The following is an 18,436-nucleotide window of genomic DNA, read 5'->3' on the forward strand; positions in this document are numbered from 1 at the left end:
CAAGCATAGCTTTCATCAGGACACCGGGTTGCAGGACAACCCGGTGTTTTACGCATGCTCCAAAAAGAAAGCAATGTTGAGCAATCAGCCATATTCAATGATAAGAAAGCGATTTAATTTGCCTAATCACCCGCCAATTGCGAACCTGCCTGAAAACGGCCTTTTATCCTCTTTGCCGCCTTGGAATGCGAATGGTAAACTTCACTAAGCCATATAACAACGTCGTGCAACTAATGGAGGGACATTGACATGGAAGTGCTCAGGCAATTGCAGGGCTTTTTTCGTGAGAGGAGACATTATCTGTTTCTTTCTATTCTATGCCTTGCGATAGCGACGGCCCTAGGACTGGTGTATCCAAACCTGCTCCAAAGGCTAATTGATAACGCTATCATCCCCGGTGACTTCGGGAAAGTCCCGGCACTGGCTCTAACTGTGCTGGGAGTAGTGATCGTCAAAGGTTTTATGCAATTTTTACACGGATTTTTTGGTGGACGGCTGGGTAACTATCTGGCGTACCGACTCCGCAATGCTTGTTATGAAAAGCTGCAATTTTTGTCCTTCAGATATTATGACACTGCCAAAACGGGCGATCTCATGTCCCGTTTGACGGGTGATCTGGAGGCGATTCGCAACTTTATCGGGTTTGGTTTTGCCCAACTCCTCAATGTCGTACTGATGGTCGTATTCGGATCTATGATGATGCTGTACATCAACTGGCAGCTCACCCTCTTTACGATGATCAGCATGCCTCTGCTGCTCTTCGTCACGTTTAAGTTCGAATCCCGAATTCACCCCACCTTTCAGGAAATGCGGCTTGCACTAAGCGCCTTGACGACAGCGGTGCAGGAAAATATAACAGGCGTGCGCACCGTCAAATCTTTTGCCCGCGAATCATATGAGGTTGAAAAATTTTCAGTGCGAAATGAGCAGTACAAAAGTAATCAAATTCAAGCAGCTTCCCTGTGGAGCCGTTTCTTCCCCGCCATGGAGCTGATTGCTTCAGTCAGTGTGGTTCTTCTACTGGGCATGGGGGGCTATCTGGTTATTGGAAAATCGCTGACCCTGGGTCAGCTTGTCGCTTTTTTCAGCTTAATTTGGTACATTATCGGTCCCATCTGGAACATTGGCTTTCATATCAATAACTATACGCAGTCCAAAGCTTCGGGTGAACGGGTCTTGGAGCTTTTGAATCAACCGGTGGATGTTACCGATGAAGCTGACGCGCTGACACTTGATGCTGATGAGGTAGAGGGTCATGTTACATTTGAACATGTCACTTTTGCTTACGGGAATAAGCTACCCGCTGTGGTAGACATCAACCTGGATGCGCCCCCGGGATCAGTTATCGGTATTTTGGGCGGAACGGGATCAGGTAAATCCACTATTATTCAACTGCTTATGCGGGCTTACAATGTGAACGCAGGCAGCATCAAGCTGGATGGAATGGATATACGCCATTTGAAAATCCGTGATTTACGTGCTCAGATTTCTTCTGTGTTTCAGGAGACATTCCTGTTCTCATCATCCATTCGTAACAACATCGCCTATGGACTAAGCCATGTCAGCATGGATGACATTATACGCGTATCCAAGCTGGCTCAGGCACATGAATTTATTACCGAGCTGCCATTGGGTTATGACACTGTCGTCGGTGAACGGGGATTGGGGCTGTCCGGTGGGCAAAAACAACGGATTGCCATCGCACGGGCCTTACTCAAAAATCCGAAAATTCTGGTGCTTGACGATGCGACCAGCGCGGTCGACATGGAGACGGAGCATGAAATCCAGACTGGTTTTCAAGAGGTTATGCGGGGACGGACGACCTTTATTATTGCTCACCGTATTTCTTCACTTCGTCATGCTAATGAAATCGTAGTGCTGGAGGAAGGACGCATAGTTCAGCGAGGAACGCATGAACAGCTCATTGCGACCCCAGGTCCATATCAGGATGTGTATCATATTCAATACGCCGACTACATAGCCCAAACTCCTGACGGTGTATCCGAAAGGCAGGTGAGACCATGAATGTACCCGCTGAAAAAGCCAAACCGCTTCAAAAACCAATGAATGAGCGATTTGTGTACCAGGATGATGATATCATCGACAAACCGTTTAACTGGTCGGAATTCAAACGGTTGCTCGCTTACATGAAGCCTTATGCCCGGCAGATTCTGCCGATTCTGCTGGTTATGATGATTCTCGGTACCATTACCAAGCTGACCGTTCCCTATCTGATCAGTCTGGCCATTGACAAGGCGATTTCTCCCACATGGCCTGCACTGCCCAGTGTAAAGCTATTGCTGCTGATAACCGGAGCCGTGCTGCTGCTATATTTGATTCAGTGGGCAGCCAGCACGTACCGCATTAAATTCACCAATATTATCGGTCAACGTGTCATTTACGATCTGCGTGAGGATCTGTTCAAGCATATTCAGAAGCTTTCCTTCAACTTCTTTGATAAAAGACCGGCTGGCTCTGTCTTGGTACGCGTTACGAATGACATCAACTCACTTCAGGATCTATTTACGAATGGTGCGGTGAATGTCCTGATTGACTGCGTACAGCTCACTGGAATCATTGTCATTTTGCTACTGATTAACTGGAAACTTGGTCTGGCAGTGATTGTGACTGTTCCAATCATGTTTTTGATCTCTACCAAGCTGCGTGTGCGCATCCGTCGTGCCTGGCAGGAAGTACGTATGAAGAATTCCCGTATCAACTCCCATCTGAATGAGTCCATTCAGGGTATCCGTGTGACACAGGCGTACACGCAGGAGCAGGAAAATATGGCTTATTTCGATAACATGAACAGCTCCAGCAGGCGGTCTTGGGATAAAGCTTCCGCCATGAATCAGGTTTTTGGACCGCTCATTGATATTACCGGAGGATTGGGCACGCTTGTGCTGTTCTGGTTCGGGGCGCATCTGATTCAGACGGATCAACTTACGGTAGGTCTGCTGGTTGCGTTTGCCAACTATGTGGGGAACTTTTGGGACCCGATTAATCGACTGGGGCAAATGTACAACCAGTTGCTGGTTGCGATGGCTTCGTCGGAAAGAATTTTTGAGTTTATGGATGAACAGCCGAATATTGCGAATAAGCCGGGAGCCAAAGACCTGCCGTCCATTCGCGGCGATATTCATTTTGAAGAAGTTGTTTTTGAATATGAAAAGGGACGTCAGGCGCTTAAAGGCATTAATCTTTCTGTCGAGGCGGGTCAATCTATTGCGCTTGTCGGGCATACCGGATCTGGTAAAAGCACCATCATTAATCTGCTCAGCCGGTTTTATGATATTACATCAGGGCGACTTACGATTGACGGCCATGATGTGCGTGATGTAACGGTGGAGAGCTTGCGTAGTCAAATTAGCATCGTACTTCAGGATACGTTTATTTTTTCAGGTACGATTCGCGATAATATTCGATTCGGTCGCCTGGATGCAACGGATGAGGAAATTGAAGCGGCTGCGAAGGCAGTTAATGCTCATGAATTCATCGTTCATTTGCCGGGTGGTTATGAAACGGAGGTCGAGGAGCGGGGCGGTATGCTGTCTATGGGCCAGCGCCAACTGTTATCCTTTGCCCGCGCATTGCTCGCTAATCCGCGAATTCTTATTTTGGATGAAGCCACAGCCAGTATAGATACAGAAACAGAGCTCAAAATTCAGGAGGCTCTTCAGGTGCTGCTGGATGGCAGAACCTCCTTCATGGTTGCTCACCGTTTGTCCACGATTCGGAATGCCGATCATATCGTCGTGCTGGATCATGGGCAGATCCAAGAAAGTGGGAATCATGAACAATTGATGAAAAAACATGGAATTTATCGGGGGCTGGTGGAAGCACAGTTCAGATTTTTGTAAAAAAAAGAGCAAAAAATCGCGGTTTTTGTAAATTTAAATGCGGAGCGCTATTGCAATCTTGGAGCTAAACCCTGAAAATAAAGATGAAAAGAGATCAGAGCAATATCGTCAGAGGGGGAAGAGTTCAAGATGTGGGGTGCTCCTTTTTCTGCCGGGGCTATAAAGATGCTGCTGCTGGGTAGCGGGGAATTGGGAAAAGAAGTCATTATTGAAGCTCAGCGACTTGGCGTGGAATGCATTGCTGTAGACCGTTATGAACTGGCCCCAGCAATGCAGGTTGCCCATCGTTCTCATTGTTTGGATATGCAGGATGCTGAGGCATTGAAGGCACTGATTCGCAAGGAAAAGCCCGACATAATTGTACCTGAAATCGAAGCTATTGCTACGGGTGCTTTGGAAGAATTGGAGCAAGAGGGATTTCACGTAGTTCCTACGGCCCGGGCCGCCCGTCTTACGATGGACCGGGAGGGTATTCGCAGACTTGCTGCCGAGAAGTTGCAACTTCCGACTGCCGCCTACCGCTTTGCAGATGATTTTGAGCAATTGCGGTCAGCGGTTCATGAGCTGGGCACGCCATGCGTGGTCAAGCCCTTGATGAGTTCGTCGGGGAAAGGGCAATCTGTATGCCGGACACCCGAAGACGCTGAATCCTGTTGGAATACGGCGTTGGAAGGCGCACGTGCCAAAACAACACGTGTCATTGTTGAAGCTTTTGTTCCGTTTGAGAGTGAAATTACGTTATTGACCGTCAGATCAGTATCGGGTACGACTTTTTGCCCACCGATTGGCCATATTCAGAAGGATGGGGATTATGTCGAATCTTGGCAACCTCATGGTATGACGGACAAGCAGCTCTCGGACGCGCAGGACATTGCCCGTACGATTACGGATGAACTGGGTGGTTACGGATTGTTTGGCGTGGAGCTGTTTTTAACGGCTGATGGCGTCGTATTCAGTGAAGTATCCCCCCGTCCGCATGATACGGGAATGGTGACGATGATTACGCAGGATTTGTCGGAATTTGCGCTTCATGTGCGGGCCATTCTCGGATTTCCGATACCGTCGGTCACACTGCTAACCCCTGGGGCTTCGGCTACCTTGAAGGCAGAACGGGCTACACGGGATTTTGTAATCGGTGGTCTGCATGAAGCATTATTGCTACCCCGGACACAGGTGCGAGTGTTCGGGAAGCCTGAAACCAAGCCGGGACGCCGGATGGCTGTAGCGCTTAGCGCTGCGGGAGATGTGGAAACAGCACGGAAGACGGCCAAAGAAGCTGCCAATATGCTGAAAGTGGAGGTAAATCATGTCTAACAATGTGATGATTCCAGTACTGACAATTCGTTCCGTAGAGCTTGGCGATTGCGAAGCCGTAACAGGACTGCTAAGAGAAGTCGGATATCCGATGACTTGTGGTGTGATGAAAGAAGTTATGGGAACTACGCAGGAGGACTGTCAAGCGAATATGATGGTCGCAGAAATGGATGGTCGTGTTGTAGGCGTAATCGGCATGCATACGGCTCAAAGCCTGGCTTATCCTGATCCTGCCGTACAAATCACCATGCTGGTCGTGAGCAAGGAGTATCGCGGCGAGGGCATCGGCAAGCGCCTGGTGGCCTGTGGTGAGGAGTGGGGACGTGCGCAAGGAAGCTTCCATTTGTTCATTACCGGAGCGAATAACCGCATCAAACAAATAGAGGCCCAAGCATTCTACAACCGAATCGGCTTTGAAAAGCAAGGCTACCGTTTCAGCAAAAAGCTTAAATAAAAGTCCTGACAAGCCCGGATTATATTCAGAGCCTCATTAACCCATAGATCAGTCCCGTTTAGGCTATTGCCGAGCGGGACTATTTTTTTTCCAAATTTTATACCATTGATCCTGCTATGAAACATGATATACTGCTAGAGTAAAGATTACAAAGTTGTAACCAGGCGCGTTCACAACAAGACATTATACAACAAGGAGATGACGAAATGAAGAATATGTTGAAAAAAACACTGGTGATGGGAAGTTTAACCGCTATGTTATCCGCAGGATTCATCGTTCCGGCATCAGCTTCACCAGCCGACGATTTGTCTACCCAACTACAACAATGGTTCCAAAATAACGGATATACGGTAAATAACTCTAACGGAACGACTACGATTACGAAGACCGTCATTCAGGACTGGCCCGGACAGGATAAAGCGAAAACAAACACAACGAATCCTTCTTCCGATAAGCAGGTAGCCAAGCCAGCTAATTCAAAAGATTCACAGCCTGTTACGAACAAGCCGTCGAAAACTCAAAATACGAACTCAGGAGCGGCTCAGTCTGCCGGGTCGTCTGCACAGCTCAGCAAGTCCCAATTTGCAGCAGAAGTAGTCAAGCTGGTGAATAACGAGCGTAGCCAAAAAGGTTTGAGCCCACTCGCTTCTAACGCGAAGCTTACCGAGGTGGCCTTGGCCAAGGCAAAAGATATGAGCACGAACAATTACTTTTCCCATACATCTCCGACGTATGGCTCACCGTTTGATATGATGAAGAAATTCGGTGTAAGTTATACGTATGCGGGTGAAAATATTGCGATGGGACAACAAACACCGCAAGAAGTTATGAAAGCCTGGATGAACAGTCAAGGACACCGTGAAAATATTTTGAAGGCAGAATATACACAAATCGGTGTAGCTTACTACAATGGATATTGGGTACAGGAATTTACACGCAACTAAAAGACGATAATAAAAAGCGCTTCAAACGTCATTATGGTTCTCATGTATACTATTATACTGACGATTAAAGCTAATTTTAGGAGCCTGCTGACACATTCAGCGGGCTTTTTACGTTGTTTGGCCGCTGATATGCTCTTACGTTATCACCTTTGCTTATATGCAAGAACAGGCATAAGTGCAGCAAGTATAGTATGATAGCACCAAGCTGATAACTAATAAACTTATAGGAAAGTCAGGTGAACGAATGAGCTATGAAATTGTGCATGAAGGTGCTTTTGCTATGCTCAAGGTGCGATTGAACCCCGGGGAAACGATTAAAGCGGAGATGGGAGCCATGGTTTCCATGTCGTCTAGCGTGGATATAAAGGGGACTGTCGATGGAGGGTTATTGCGCGGTTTAGGCCGGATGCTGAGCGGGGAGAAATTCTTTTTTCAGGAGCTGAGAGCATCTCGGGGGCCGGCTGAAGTGCTGCTTGCTCCGGCAAGTATAGGTGATGTGCAAGCGGTGGAATTGGACGGTAGTTATAGACTTTTGGTGCAAAAGGATGGCTTCCTGGCATGTACGGAGGGCATTGAGGTCAGCACCAAAATGCAAAATCTGATGAAAGGATTGTTCTCAGGCGAAGGTTTTTTTATCGTTGAAATCAGCGGTCGCGGAACAGTGTTTTTGTCCTCTTATGGAGCTATTCATCCTATTTATATAGCCCCTGGAGAGGAACGTATTATTGATAATGCTCATCTGGTGGCATGGCCGGACTATATGGATTACAAAATTGAAAAAGCGTCCAAAGGCTGGTTGTCCAGTGTAACGAGCGGAGAAGCACTTGTATGCCGTTTTCGCGGCGAGGGGACGGTATTGATCCAAAGTAGAAATCCGGGCAGCTTTGGACAATGGATCAAAAGCTTTATACCTGACAGCAAGTAGTTTTTTCGTCTGTGTAGAGGTAAAGGATGAGCTGTTCGAACCAAAAAGGTGTAATAAAAAGGATGGCTCTATGCCATCCTTTTTAACATACTTATGTAAAAAAAGAACTGAAATGGTCTGTATTTTTGTGAAAAATTACATTTATTTCGATTTGAAAAGTATAACTTTCTGCTTTCTTTTGACATGTATGCTTCATAACACTCAGAACTGTTTATTTGCAAAATGATATGAGAAGCTTTATGTTTATTTCACCAAGTGATCAGGAGGGAACACGAGTGAATTCATCAAAATGGATCTGGCGGTCTGTCGGTTCCGTGTCCATCGCCGCCACACTGCTATTATTGTACGGATTTATTGCCGCAGTACGAAGCATTACGGCTCCAGAGCCGCTCGCTAGCACCAAACCTGCAAATTCGGGTTCATCACAAATACAAAATGCGCCATCCGCTGCAACTCAGGCGGGGGAGTTTAGGGTAGCTGCCATAGGAGATTCGCTGGCAAAAGGAACCGGCGATGACTCGGGCAGTGGTTTTGTACGACGGTCGGTAACCTTGTTAAATGATCAGGAAGGGCATAAGGCTCAGCTCATTAATAACCTTGGCATTAACGGGCTGACGACCCAAGGACTTTTGACCAAACTGGATGAGCCCGGCGTGGCTTATGTGTTGAAAAAGGCTAATGTTATTATTGTGTCCATTGGCGGAAATGATTTGTTTCAGGGGGCACAAGCTGCCCAAACTGGCAAAGAGCCACCTACGCTTAATGGCTTGCGCAAGGCTCTGCCTGATGCAGCCAAGCGTTTGCAAAAAGTGCTGACAAAAGTCGGAAAAATCAATCCGAAGGCTAAAATTATATACGTTGGACTATATAATCCATTCAGTGACCTGCCGGAAATGAAAATTCCGGGAAATCTCGTCGTGACGGAATGGAATCTGGCTGCTATGACGATTACCAATCAAAACAGTAATATGACGCTGATTCCAACCTTCGATTTATTTCAGCAAAATTTGCCGGTTTATTTATCCTCTGATCATTTTCATCCTAACGGACAGGGCTATCAGGCAATTGCTGAGCGTATAGCTCAAGGGTTTGCGGTAGTAGCGGCCAAGGAAGGCGACAATTCGGAGGATGGACAAAAGTCCACGAGCAGCCAACCCGCTGATATGAAGAGAGGAGGGAACAAGTGATGGGTATCCAATCTGCTGACAAGACCGAGACCGATGTAGCAAGGGCTTCGACAACCACAGATGGAGCATCCGGCTATCATTCCGACAATCAGATCCGCAGTGCAGACGGAAGCAGAAACGACAACGAAACCGTTCTCTCTGTTCAGCACGTCAAAAAGCGTATCGGACGAAAAATGATCATTCACGATGTAACATTCGATGTGCGTGCGGGTGAAATTTTTGGCTTTCTTGGTCCCAATGGAGCTGGAAAAACAACGACCATCCGTATGCTGGTCGATCTGATCAAGCCTACCGAGGGCACCATTACCGTATGCGGTCATAATGTAAACCGTGATCCGGAGCAGGCTTTGCGACATATCGGTTCTATTGTGGAAAATCCGGAGGTGTACGGTTACCTGACAGGGTGGGAGAATCTGGAGCATTTTGCCCGGATGCAGCCTGGTGTGGATGAACAGCGTATTCGTGAAGTGGTGGAACTGGTGCGGCTGGATCGCCGTATTCATGATAAAGTAAGTACGTATTCTCTCGGGATGCGTCAGCGTCTCGGTATTGCCCAGGCCTTGCTTGGCAAACCCAAGCTGCTTATTCTGGACGAACCGACAAACGGGCTGGACCCCAAAGGGATCAAGGAGATGAGAACTTTTATCCGTCTGTTGGCGGCAGAGGGCATGGCTGTATTTGTTTCCAGTCATTTGCTTAGTGAAATCCAGTTGTTGTGTGATCGTGTAGCGATTATTAGCCGGGGGCGGGTGCTTGCTGTTGGCGGTGTGCGGGAATTGGTTGAAACGCATTCGCGTATGGCCGTATGGCAACTGGAGCCTCATGATCAGGGGCTTGCCCTGTTGGATGGCTCTCCGCATGTACAAATCATTACGAACGCCGATGAACTGGTTGATGACAGCATTGTTGCAGGCAGCGGAGCGGATGCCATTTTTACTGAAATGGACGAAGAACATATCGCGGAGCTGGTCGTACAAATGACGGCTTCCGGCATTTCCGTTAAAGGTGTAACCAAAATCAACCCTACACTGGAGCAGCTATTCCTGAAAATGACGGAAGGTGAGATTCTTGAATAACATTTTACCGCTCGTGCAAAATGAAACGCTCAAAATCATCAAGAAGAAACGATTTTATGTCATTTTACTTGTTTTGCTTGTGCTTGTGCCGATTTTTACGTACGCTCAGATGAAGGTGGCGGAAAATAACCGCGAAAAATTCGGCAATGACTGGCGACTGGAGCTGCGTCAGGCCATTACCGACAACCAAAATTCGCTGGGCAGCGACCGGGTTCCGGAGGAATGGAAAACCTACAGGAGAGTATTTGTCCAACAAATGCAATATTATCTGGAAAATGACGTGAACCCGAATGAGCCAAGTGGCGTAACTTTTACCAGAGAGTTTATGGACAATTCTATTAATTTGTTCGTTCCATTGCTTATTATGGCTATTGCCTCCGATCTGGTTTCAGGAGAACGGACGACGGGTACCATAAAAATGCTGCTGACCCGTCCTGTCAGGCGGTGGAAGGTGCTGCTGAGCAAGCTGCTAACACTGTATATGTTCGTTTCGCTCATCATTTTGGCTGTGTTTGTGATCAGTTATCTTATATCTGGCTTGTTTTTTGGCTTTCGCGGCTTTAATGTTCCGGTATTTACGGGCTTCCAAATTGTTGGATCGACAGTGGATATGTCTGCGGTACATGCGATCCCGCAATGGTACTATCTGATGCTGCAAGCCGGATTGATCTGGTTCGTCAGTCTCGTGATAGCCTCGCTTGCCTTTATGGTATCGGTGCTGGTACGCAGTACAGCAGCAAGCATTGTGGTAATGATGGCTGCGCTTATTTCAGGCACAATTTTAACGAACATGGCCTCATCCTGGCAGAGTGCAAAATATTTATTTATGGTCAACCTCGAATTGACCGATTATTTATCAGGAAGCCCCGCCCCGATTGAGGGGATGACCTTGCCGTTTTCTTTGGCTGTACTGGGCATTTGGGGGGCTGCGGCGCTGATTGTTTCATTCGCCGTCTTTACGAAACGGGATATATTGAATTAAAATGGACAAGGTAAAAGAAAACATCTGTTTGCATTTTTGGTGAAAATCATCAAGAATAAGGCAAAACACGGTTACGATTAGACAAAGGGGGAGCATGAATGGTCGACAAAATCGACTTGTCTGCGGGAGCGTCCGGCACTCAGAACGGAGCTTTGGAATATGGCGTGGACGACATTCAAGTGCTCGAAGGGCTTGTGGCAGTTCGCAAACGGCCGGGCATGTATATTGGGAGCACCAGTTCTTCGGGACTACATCATTTGGTATGGGAAATTGTGGACAACGCGGTTGATGAGCATCTTGCCAAGTTTTGCTCCCGCATTGACATTACAATGCATAAGGACGGTTCCGTTACAGTAACTGATAACGGGCGTGGCATTCCTACGGGAATGCACAAAACAGGAATTCCAACACCACAGGTAGTATTTACCATTTTGCACGCCGGAGGTAAGTTCGGCGGTTCGGGATATAAAAAGTCCGGGGGTCTGCACGGTGTGGGCGCGTCCGTAACGAACGCTCTTTCGGAATGGCTTGAAGTGGAAATTTACCGGGACGGCAAGATTCACCGTCAGCGGTTTGAATATTGGCAGGACAAGAAGGGCGTGGAGCATGTCGGGGAACCGACCACAGGCCTTGAAGTGCTGGGCAATACCAACAAGACGGGAACCAAAATTACTTTTAAACCGGATATTCGCGTATTCCAGGCAGGCATTCATTTCAACTACGATACGCTGGCCGAACGGCTTCAGGAAATTGCTTTTCTGAACTCGGGTCTTCGTATCCAGCTTAAAGATGAACGCAGCGGGAAGTCGGATGAGTATTTTTATGAGGGCGGAGCGAGTCAGTTTGTCGCTTTTCTGAATGAAGGCAAGGACGTGCTGCATGACGTCATTCACTTCAATGCAGAGAAGGAAGACGTTGAGGTGGAAATTGCCATTCAGTACAATGCAGGTTATACCGAAACGATTGCTTCGTTTGTTAACTCCATTCCGACACGGGGCGGGGGTACACATGAAACGGGCTTCAAAACCGCTTACACCCGTGTCATGAACGATTATGCGCGACGCACAGTAATGCTGAAGGAAAAGGATAAAAATCTGGAAGGCAATGATTTGCGAGAGGGAATGATGGCCGTAATCAGTGTCAAGATGGCTGAGGTTGAATTCGTCGGTCAGACAAAGGATCAACTGGGTAGCGCTTCCGCACGCAGTACCGTGGATGCGATTGTATCCGAGCAGGTGCAGCGTTTTCTGGAGGAAAATCCGCAGGTCGCGCAAACGTTAATCAAAAAGGCAGTTCAGGCATCCAGAGCGCGTGAAGCTGCGCGTAAAGCTCGGGACGAAATGCGTACCGGCAAGAAACGCAGTGAAAGCTCTAATCTGAACGGCAAGCTGTCGCCTGCACAGTCCAAGGATTTTACACGAAACGAGCTGTTTATCGTGGAAGGTGATTCGGCTGGCGGATCGGCGAAACAGGGACGTGATTCCAAAATTCAGGCTATTTTGCCCTTGAAGGGTAAGCCGATGAACCCGGAGAAATCCAAACTGGCGGATGTTATGAAAAATGATGAGTACCGCGCCATTACAGCAGCAATCGGGGCGGGAGTAGGAACAGAGTTTACGCTGGAAGATAGCAATTATTCCAAAATCATCATTATGACGGATGCGGATACGGACGGCGCGCACATTCAAGTGTTGCTGCTGACGTTCTTTTATCGGTATATGAAAGAGCTGATTGATGCGGGACGCATATTTATCGCCCAACCGCCATTGTATAAAATAACCCGGAAGTCGGGTAAGCTCGAAACGGTACGTTATGCCTGGACTGACGAGCAGCTTGACAATTACTTAAAGGAATTTGGACGGAATTTTGAGCTTCAACGCTATAAAGGACTCGGGGAGATGAACCCGGATCAGCTATGGGAAACGACGATGAATCCCGAGTCACGTACCCTGCTGCGCGTCCAGATTGAGGATGCAGCCAAGGCTGAACGCCGTGTGTCGACATTGATGGGCGACAAGGTTGATCCGCGCAAGCGCTGGATTGTGGAAAACGTAGATTTTACGGAATATGTAGAGTAGTGCTAACAAATGAGGTGTATACATGAGCTTATCGGAGCAATTTTTGCCAGCTTTTCTGGAGGAAGTGGTCGGTGACCGCTTTGGCCGATATTCCAAATATATTATTCAGGATCGGGCGATACCCGATGTGCGGGATGGATTAAAGCCAGTACAGCGCCGGATTTTGTACTCCATGTATGATTCCGGCAACACACCGGATAAAGCGTATCGTAAATCTGCCAAAACGGTCGGGGACGTTATGGGTAATTATCACCCCCACGGTGACTCGTCAATTTACGATGGAATGGTGCGGATGGCGCAGCCTTGGAAAATGAGTCACGTACTGGTGGACGGTCACGGCAACTGGGGTTCCCAGGACGATGACCCGGCAGCCGCTATGCGGTACACAGAGGCCCGTCTGTCTCCTATCGCGATGGAAATGCTGCGTGATATCGAAAAACGCACGGTTATGTTCAAGGATAACTTTGATAACTCGGCAAAGGAACCGGTTGTGCTGCCTTCCCGCTATCCGAATCTGTTAGTAAACGGCTCCAGTGGGATTTCGGCCGGATTTGCGACTGAAATTCCGACGCACAGCTTACGCGAGGTCATTGACGCCAGCATTGCTGTGATGGAAAAGCCGGATATTGAGCTGGAAGAGATTATGACCTTTATTAAAGGTCCTGATTTTCCGACGGGCGGACTAATTATGGGTGGCGAAGGCATTAAAGACGCTTATCGCACAGGTAAAGGGCGTATTTATATCCGTTCCAAAACGGAAATTCAGTCTTTGCGCGGAGGCAAGCAGCAACTGGTCATTACGGAGATTCCATACCAGATTGTTAAGTCAAGGCTCGTAACCGCCATGGAGAATATCCGTCTGGAGAAAAAGGTGGAAGGGATTGCCGAGGTTCGTGACGAGAGTGGACGGAATGGTTTGCGAATTGTGGTGGAACTGAAGAAGGAAGCCGATGCGGAAGGGATTTTGGCCTATTTGCTGAAAAAAACCGACCTTCAGGTGGCATACAACTTCAACATGGTAGCCATTGTGAACAAAGCGCCGCATCAGCTTGGATTGAAGTCCATTTTAGAAGCATATATTGCCCATCAACGCGAAGTTGTCACACACCGTATCCAGTTTGAGCTGGAAAAGGCGGAGGATCGCGCCCATGTGCTGGAAGGTTTGGTCAAGGCGCTGAACATTCTGGATGAGGTCATTGCGGCCATTAAAGCTTCCAAAAATCGCCAGGACGCGCAAAATAATTTGCAATGGATGTTTGGCTTTAGCGAACGCCAGGCTGATTCTATTTTGACCTTACAGCTTTACCGCCTCACGAATCTAGAAATCACCACGCTGGAAAAGGAATTAAGTGAAATCCAGAAAAAGATTAACCAGTACCGTTCTATTTTGGAAAGTGATCGTAAGCTGATCAGTTTGATCCGCAAGGAACTGCTGGAAATCCGTGAGAAGTTCGGCATTGACCGCCGTTCGGACATACAGGGTGAGGTTGAAGAGATTAAGGTAAATCTGGAGGTCATGGTTGGGGCAGAGGATGTATTGCTGACTCTTTCCAAAGACGGCTATGTGAAGCGTACAGGTATGCTGTCCTTCACCCGTTCCGGTGGGGAGCGCTCAGCTTCTGGCGTAAAGGAAGGGGATTATGTCACCCAGTTGCTTGATGTCAACACACTGGATGTGTTGCTCGTCTTCACTCAGCGCGGACAATATTTCTTATTGCCTGTGCACCAGGTGCCGGAGTACAAGTGGAAAGAGCCGGGAACTCCGATTGTTAACGTGATTTCGTTAACCAAGGATGATCGTATCGTGAGTGTCATTCCGATCAAAAACATTGAGGAAATCGGCAAAAGTCTGGTGTTTGTAACGAAGAAGGGCCAAGTGAAGCGGACAGAGCTGACGGAATATGCAACGAAACGTTCCAGTGCTGTAGCAGCCTGCAAGGTAGCAGGGGACGATGAAGTGTTGTCGGTAACGCTAAGCGACGGCACCCGGGATATTATGCTGATTACCCGTGCAGGGATGAGCATACGATTCAAGGAGCAAGAGGTTAATGCGATGGGTCGCGTCTCGGCTGGTGTCAAAGGTATACAACTGGCGGAAGGCGATGAAATTGTCGCAGCGCTGTGGGTGGAAGAGGATGAAGGAGAAGTGCTGGTGCTGACCGAGTCCGGTTATGGCAAGCGCACGCTTCTGCTGGATTATCCTGCTCAGGGACGAGGCGGTAAAGGAATCACCACCTTTGAGTTCAAGGAAGGTAAACGAGTACGTTCGAATGGAACTCGGATCGTAGCTGCCTTCTATTGCCGTGAAGCTATTCAATTGTTTGTGATCACTGCAGAAGGGCAGACGATGTCTTTCCTTTCGGAAAAAGCTCCTTTGACCGACCGCAAGGATACAGGCAAATTGCTGGCTCCTGTGGAGAAGAAGGACGAAATTGTGAATGTGCTGCCGCGTAGTGAGCTGCAGGCTTCCCAGTCTATAGAATAACAGGAAAGTCAATCGCTTTTTAGCTCGAAAAAGAGAGGTCCTCTCGTGCCATTCTGGCACGAATGAGGACCTTTTTGCCGTCATGCTGTCGAACCTTGACCACCCTCCAAAACCGAAGTGAGACTTCCTTCCCCTTTTCAATTGATACTCCAAAAACGGCAGGAAACCAGGGCTGAATGGCGAAAATTTAATGTGATGAAATACAATCCGGACGGTGGCCCATACGGTAAATTTGATGCTTTTACTGACCCTGTTATTCAAAGGAGTGAGGCAAAATGCAAACGACCGAATTTGCGAAAATCTGGTCCAGAATGGCTAAGGATTACAAGGTTCATATGGAGCAGCAGTTGGCTCCATCATTGACTGAGGCTCAGCTTACAGTACTGGAGGTTTTGAACGAATACGGCCGTATGAAACCGTCTCAATTGATCCCGTATCTCGCAACCACACCTGCCGCGGTTACAATGCTGCTGGACCGGATGGAGCGGAATCGCCTGGTCACCCGCTTTAGAGACGTAAAGGACCGTAGAATCGTATGGATTGTTATTTCGGATCAAGGGAGAGAAGAAGCTGAACGGGGGTTGCAGATAAGAGATGATTTTCTGGCCTCTGCACTAAACCGGATTTCGCAGCATAATCAAAATTTGCTGGTTTATCTGTTGGGTAAAATCACCACAAAGACGAAACCGTCTGCATCGGCAAGCGAGGCAAAGGGAGTAAAGGAACAAATAGAGCGAGCAGAATAAGCGGAACATCAGTTGAATGAAAAACGGCTTACATGAACAGACCGTCTCTTTAATATTCTAAATAAAAATGCGCGGATAATGCTGGCCAAAAGGGCCACACATGTCCGCGTTTTTTGTGCTGAAAAAACACATACTGTAGCTGTTGTTACTTTTTTAAATGACTTGTTGTATCCTGCAAGTTTCAGTTGCTCTTTTCAATACCTATATCTGTTACAGGGGTGAATGTTGACATTAACATATAACATGATAAAATTAGTTATACATAAATAACATTTCGTATGCGAATAATTGCTTAAATATGTATATGGAATGTGAATTGGGTAATGGGAAGAGGGATGGTTCCAGTGAGTGACAGAGAGGAAGACAGACTTGAGGTGTACCGGATTATTCAGTCGGTAAGGGAGGTTAACAAAACGATATTTTATGCCTTCTGGAATGAGGAGCAGCATTTGGAACTGACAGCCGTTCAGCACATGGCTTTGGCGATTCTGAATAAACGACCCAATATCGGGTTATCCGAGCTGGCAGACATAGCCCATATGGGGTGTAGCTCCATGAGCGGGGTGGTTGATCGCTTGACCAAGGCAGGATATATCGCTCGCGGACGGCATGAGCATGATCGCAGATCCTTAGTACTGACGCTTACACCGGAAGGAAAAGACATCATGCAAAAAGTAGACGACATGTGGATGGAGCGCGTCTTGCCCATTCTGGACATCCCGAAGGAGCATCTGGACATGGTTCTGGATATCCATAAACAAATGATAATGAAATTGACACCGAAGGGAATGAATCAACTTGAGCAGTCCTCAAATGACACTACCAGGTAATGTACGCAGAGCACCCATTGTGGCCGCTCTGTTGATTGGCGCGTTTGTTGCGATTTTAAACCAGACGTTGATAAGTGTGGCTTTACCGAAAATGATGAGTGATCTGAATGTAGATGCCAATGTGGCTCAGTGGCTTAGTACGGGCTTTATGCTCGTGAACGGGGTATTGATCCCGGTGACCGCATTTTTGATTGCGCGTTTTTCCACTCGTAAATTGTTTATTAGTGCGATGATTATCTTTTCAATCGGCACGCTGTTGTGCGCTATTGCCCCGAGCTTTAGCATATTGCTGATCGGACGTCTTATTCAGGCCGCGGGTGCGGGTATTATGATGCCTTTAATGATGGTCGTTATCTTGAACATCTACCCCATAGAGCGTCGTGGCCGGGCGATGGGAACGCTGGGGATTGCAATGGGTTTTGCTCCAGCCATTGGACCAACCTTATCCGGTTATATAGTCCAGCATTATGACTGGCGGGTGCTGTTCTGGATCATCCTGCCGATTTCAGTGATTTCGATTGTGATCGGATTTATTTTTCTGAAAAATGTAACGGAGCAGTCCAAGCCTAAGCTGGACATTCCCGGCATCATTTTGTCTACGCTCGGTTTCGGCGGACTGTTATACGGCTTTAGTGATGCTGGAACATCGGGCTGGGGAAGTATTCCGGTCCTGTCTACGCTTATTGTGGGGACGATCGCGCTCATTCTGTTTATTGTTCGCCAGCTGAAGGTTGATGAACCTATGCTGGAGTTCCGTATCTTTAAATACGATGTGTATAGCTTGACGACAATCATTAATGTCATTGTGACGATGGCTTTGTACGCCGGTATGATATTACTACCGATTTATTTGCAAAATATTCGCGGCTTTTCACCGATTGAGTCCGGTATGCTGATGTTGCCGGGGGCGATTCTGATGGGGTTCATGTCTCCTGTAACCGGGGCTATTTTTGACCGGATCGGAGCGCGCTGGTTGTCCGTGATCGGTTTATTGATCATGGCTGTGACCACTTGGGAGTTCACACGCTTGACCGAAACAACGACTTATATGACGCTGCTGGCTAATTATACGGTTCGGATGTTCGGAATGTCATTGCTGATGATGCCGATCCAAACGGCCGGCTTGAACCAGCTTCCACAACGATTGAATGCGCATGGTACGGCAATGAGTAATACACTGCGTATGGTTTCCGGTTCAATTGGGACGGCAATTCTGGTGACGGTGATGTCGACTCAAAGCAGTAGCCGTCTGGCGAATATTGTTGCATCTGAGGGATTATCTGTTACGGATAAAGCAGGGATGCTGGCAGCGGGCAATCAGGCTACGATTTACGGTATCAATACAGCCTTTATCATTGCGACGCTGTTGAGTGTGACGGCCCTGATTTTGGCGTTTTTCATCAAGAATACGAATGCTCAAAACGCTCTGCCCCGTCAGCAGTTGGTGAACAGCAAGAAAGGGCAATCTGTGGTCTCCTCGTCATAAGCGACGGGAGGACTATCAGATTTTTAACAAAAAAAGAGTCCGTAATGCATGTTTGTTTACATGCGTTAC

14 protein-coding genes are annotated in these 18,436 nt (G+C 47.7%); all 14 read left to right on the forward strand.

Annotated elements, in window-relative coordinates:
• The first annotated feature begins 249 nt into the window (after positions 1–249).
• Entirely contained in the window at positions 250–2,025 is a 1,776-nt protein-coding gene (locus ACQ4MX_RS27165) for an ABC transporter ATP-binding protein (RefSeq protein ID WP_431088369.1), read from the forward strand.
• Complete coding sequence (locus tag ACQ4MX_RS27170; protein WP_431088370.1) at positions 2,022–3,860, forward strand: ABC transporter ATP-binding protein; 1,839 nt, start codon at positions 2,022–2,024, stop codon at positions 3,858–3,860. The genes ACQ4MX_RS27165 and ACQ4MX_RS27170 overlap by 4 nt, the downstream gene beginning before the upstream one ends.
• A gap of 129 nt (positions 3,861–3,989) precedes the next feature.
• Positions 3,990–5,174, forward strand: a complete 1,185-nt coding sequence (gene purT / locus ACQ4MX_RS27175; RefSeq protein WP_431088371.1) for a formate-dependent phosphoribosylglycinamide formyltransferase — start codon at positions 3,990–3,992, stop codon at positions 5,172–5,174.
• Positions 5,167–5,628 (forward strand): GNAT family N-acetyltransferase, encoded by a 462-nt coding sequence (locus tag ACQ4MX_RS27180; RefSeq protein WP_044647579.1) that lies wholly within the window; start codon positions 5,167–5,169, stop codon positions 5,626–5,628. The genes purT and ACQ4MX_RS27180 overlap by 8 nt, the downstream gene beginning before the upstream one ends.
• A 206-nt stretch (positions 5,629–5,834) precedes the next feature.
• Positions 5,835–6,572, forward strand: coding sequence for a CAP domain-containing protein (locus ACQ4MX_RS27185; RefSeq protein WP_431088373.1), 738 nt, complete (start codon positions 5,835–5,837; stop codon positions 6,570–6,572).
• 244 nt (positions 6,573–6,816) lie between these two features.
• A complete protein-coding gene (locus ACQ4MX_RS27190; RefSeq protein ID WP_431088374.1) occupies positions 6,817–7,497 on the forward strand; it encodes a TIGR00266 family protein in 681 nt (226 codons plus the stop codon).
• Between the two features lie 239 nt (positions 7,498–7,736).
• Positions 7,737–8,684, forward strand: a complete 948-nt coding sequence (locus tag ACQ4MX_RS27195; RefSeq protein WP_431088375.1) for a GDSL-type esterase/lipase family protein — start codon at positions 7,737–7,739, stop codon at positions 8,682–8,684.
• On the forward strand, positions 8,684–9,760 hold the full coding sequence (locus tag ACQ4MX_RS27200) for an ABC transporter ATP-binding protein (RefSeq protein WP_431088376.1): 1,077 nt from the start codon (positions 8,684–8,686) through the stop codon (positions 9,758–9,760). The genes ACQ4MX_RS27195 and ACQ4MX_RS27200 overlap by 1 nt, the downstream gene beginning before the upstream one ends.
• Positions 9,753–10,742 carry an ABC transporter permease gene (locus ACQ4MX_RS27205; protein WP_044648805.1) on the forward strand — a complete coding sequence of 330 codons (990 nt, stop codon included), beginning with the start codon at positions 9,753–9,755 and terminating at the stop codon, positions 10,740–10,742. Before ACQ4MX_RS27200 ends, ACQ4MX_RS27205 begins: the two co-directional genes overlap by 8 nt.
• A 98-nt stretch (positions 10,743–10,840) precedes the next feature.
• Entirely contained in the window at positions 10,841–12,820 is a 1,980-nt protein-coding gene (gene parE / locus ACQ4MX_RS27210; RefSeq protein ID WP_431088378.1) for a DNA topoisomerase IV subunit B, read from the forward strand.
• Between the two features lie 22 nt (positions 12,821–12,842).
• Positions 12,843–15,305: a DNA gyrase subunit A gene (gene gyrA, locus ACQ4MX_RS27215; RefSeq protein ID WP_431088380.1), complete on the forward strand. Its 2,463-nt coding sequence runs from the start codon at positions 12,843–12,845 to the stop codon at positions 15,303–15,305.
• A gap of 275 nt (positions 15,306–15,580) precedes the next feature.
• On the forward strand, positions 15,581–16,051 hold the full coding sequence (locus tag ACQ4MX_RS27220; protein ID WP_431088382.1) for a MarR family winged helix-turn-helix transcriptional regulator: 471 nt from the start codon (positions 15,581–15,583) through the stop codon (positions 16,049–16,051).
• A gap of 344 nt (positions 16,052–16,395) precedes the next feature.
• Positions 16,396–16,881 carry a MarR family winged helix-turn-helix transcriptional regulator gene (locus ACQ4MX_RS27225; protein WP_431088383.1) on the forward strand — a complete coding sequence of 162 codons (486 nt, stop codon included), beginning with the start codon at positions 16,396–16,398 and terminating at the stop codon, positions 16,879–16,881.
• Positions 16,865–18,367 carry a DHA2 family efflux MFS transporter permease subunit gene (locus ACQ4MX_RS27230; RefSeq protein WP_431088384.1) on the forward strand — a complete coding sequence of 501 codons (1,503 nt, stop codon included), beginning with the start codon at positions 16,865–16,867 and terminating at the stop codon, positions 18,365–18,367. Before ACQ4MX_RS27225 ends, ACQ4MX_RS27230 begins: the two co-directional genes overlap by 17 nt.
• The last annotated feature ends 69 nt before the right edge of the window (positions 18,368–18,436 follow it).

This window comes from Paenibacillus sp. 8b26 (genome assembly GCF_050626875.1).
Lineage (GTDB): Bacteria > Bacillota > Bacilli > Paenibacillales > Paenibacillaceae > Paenibacillus.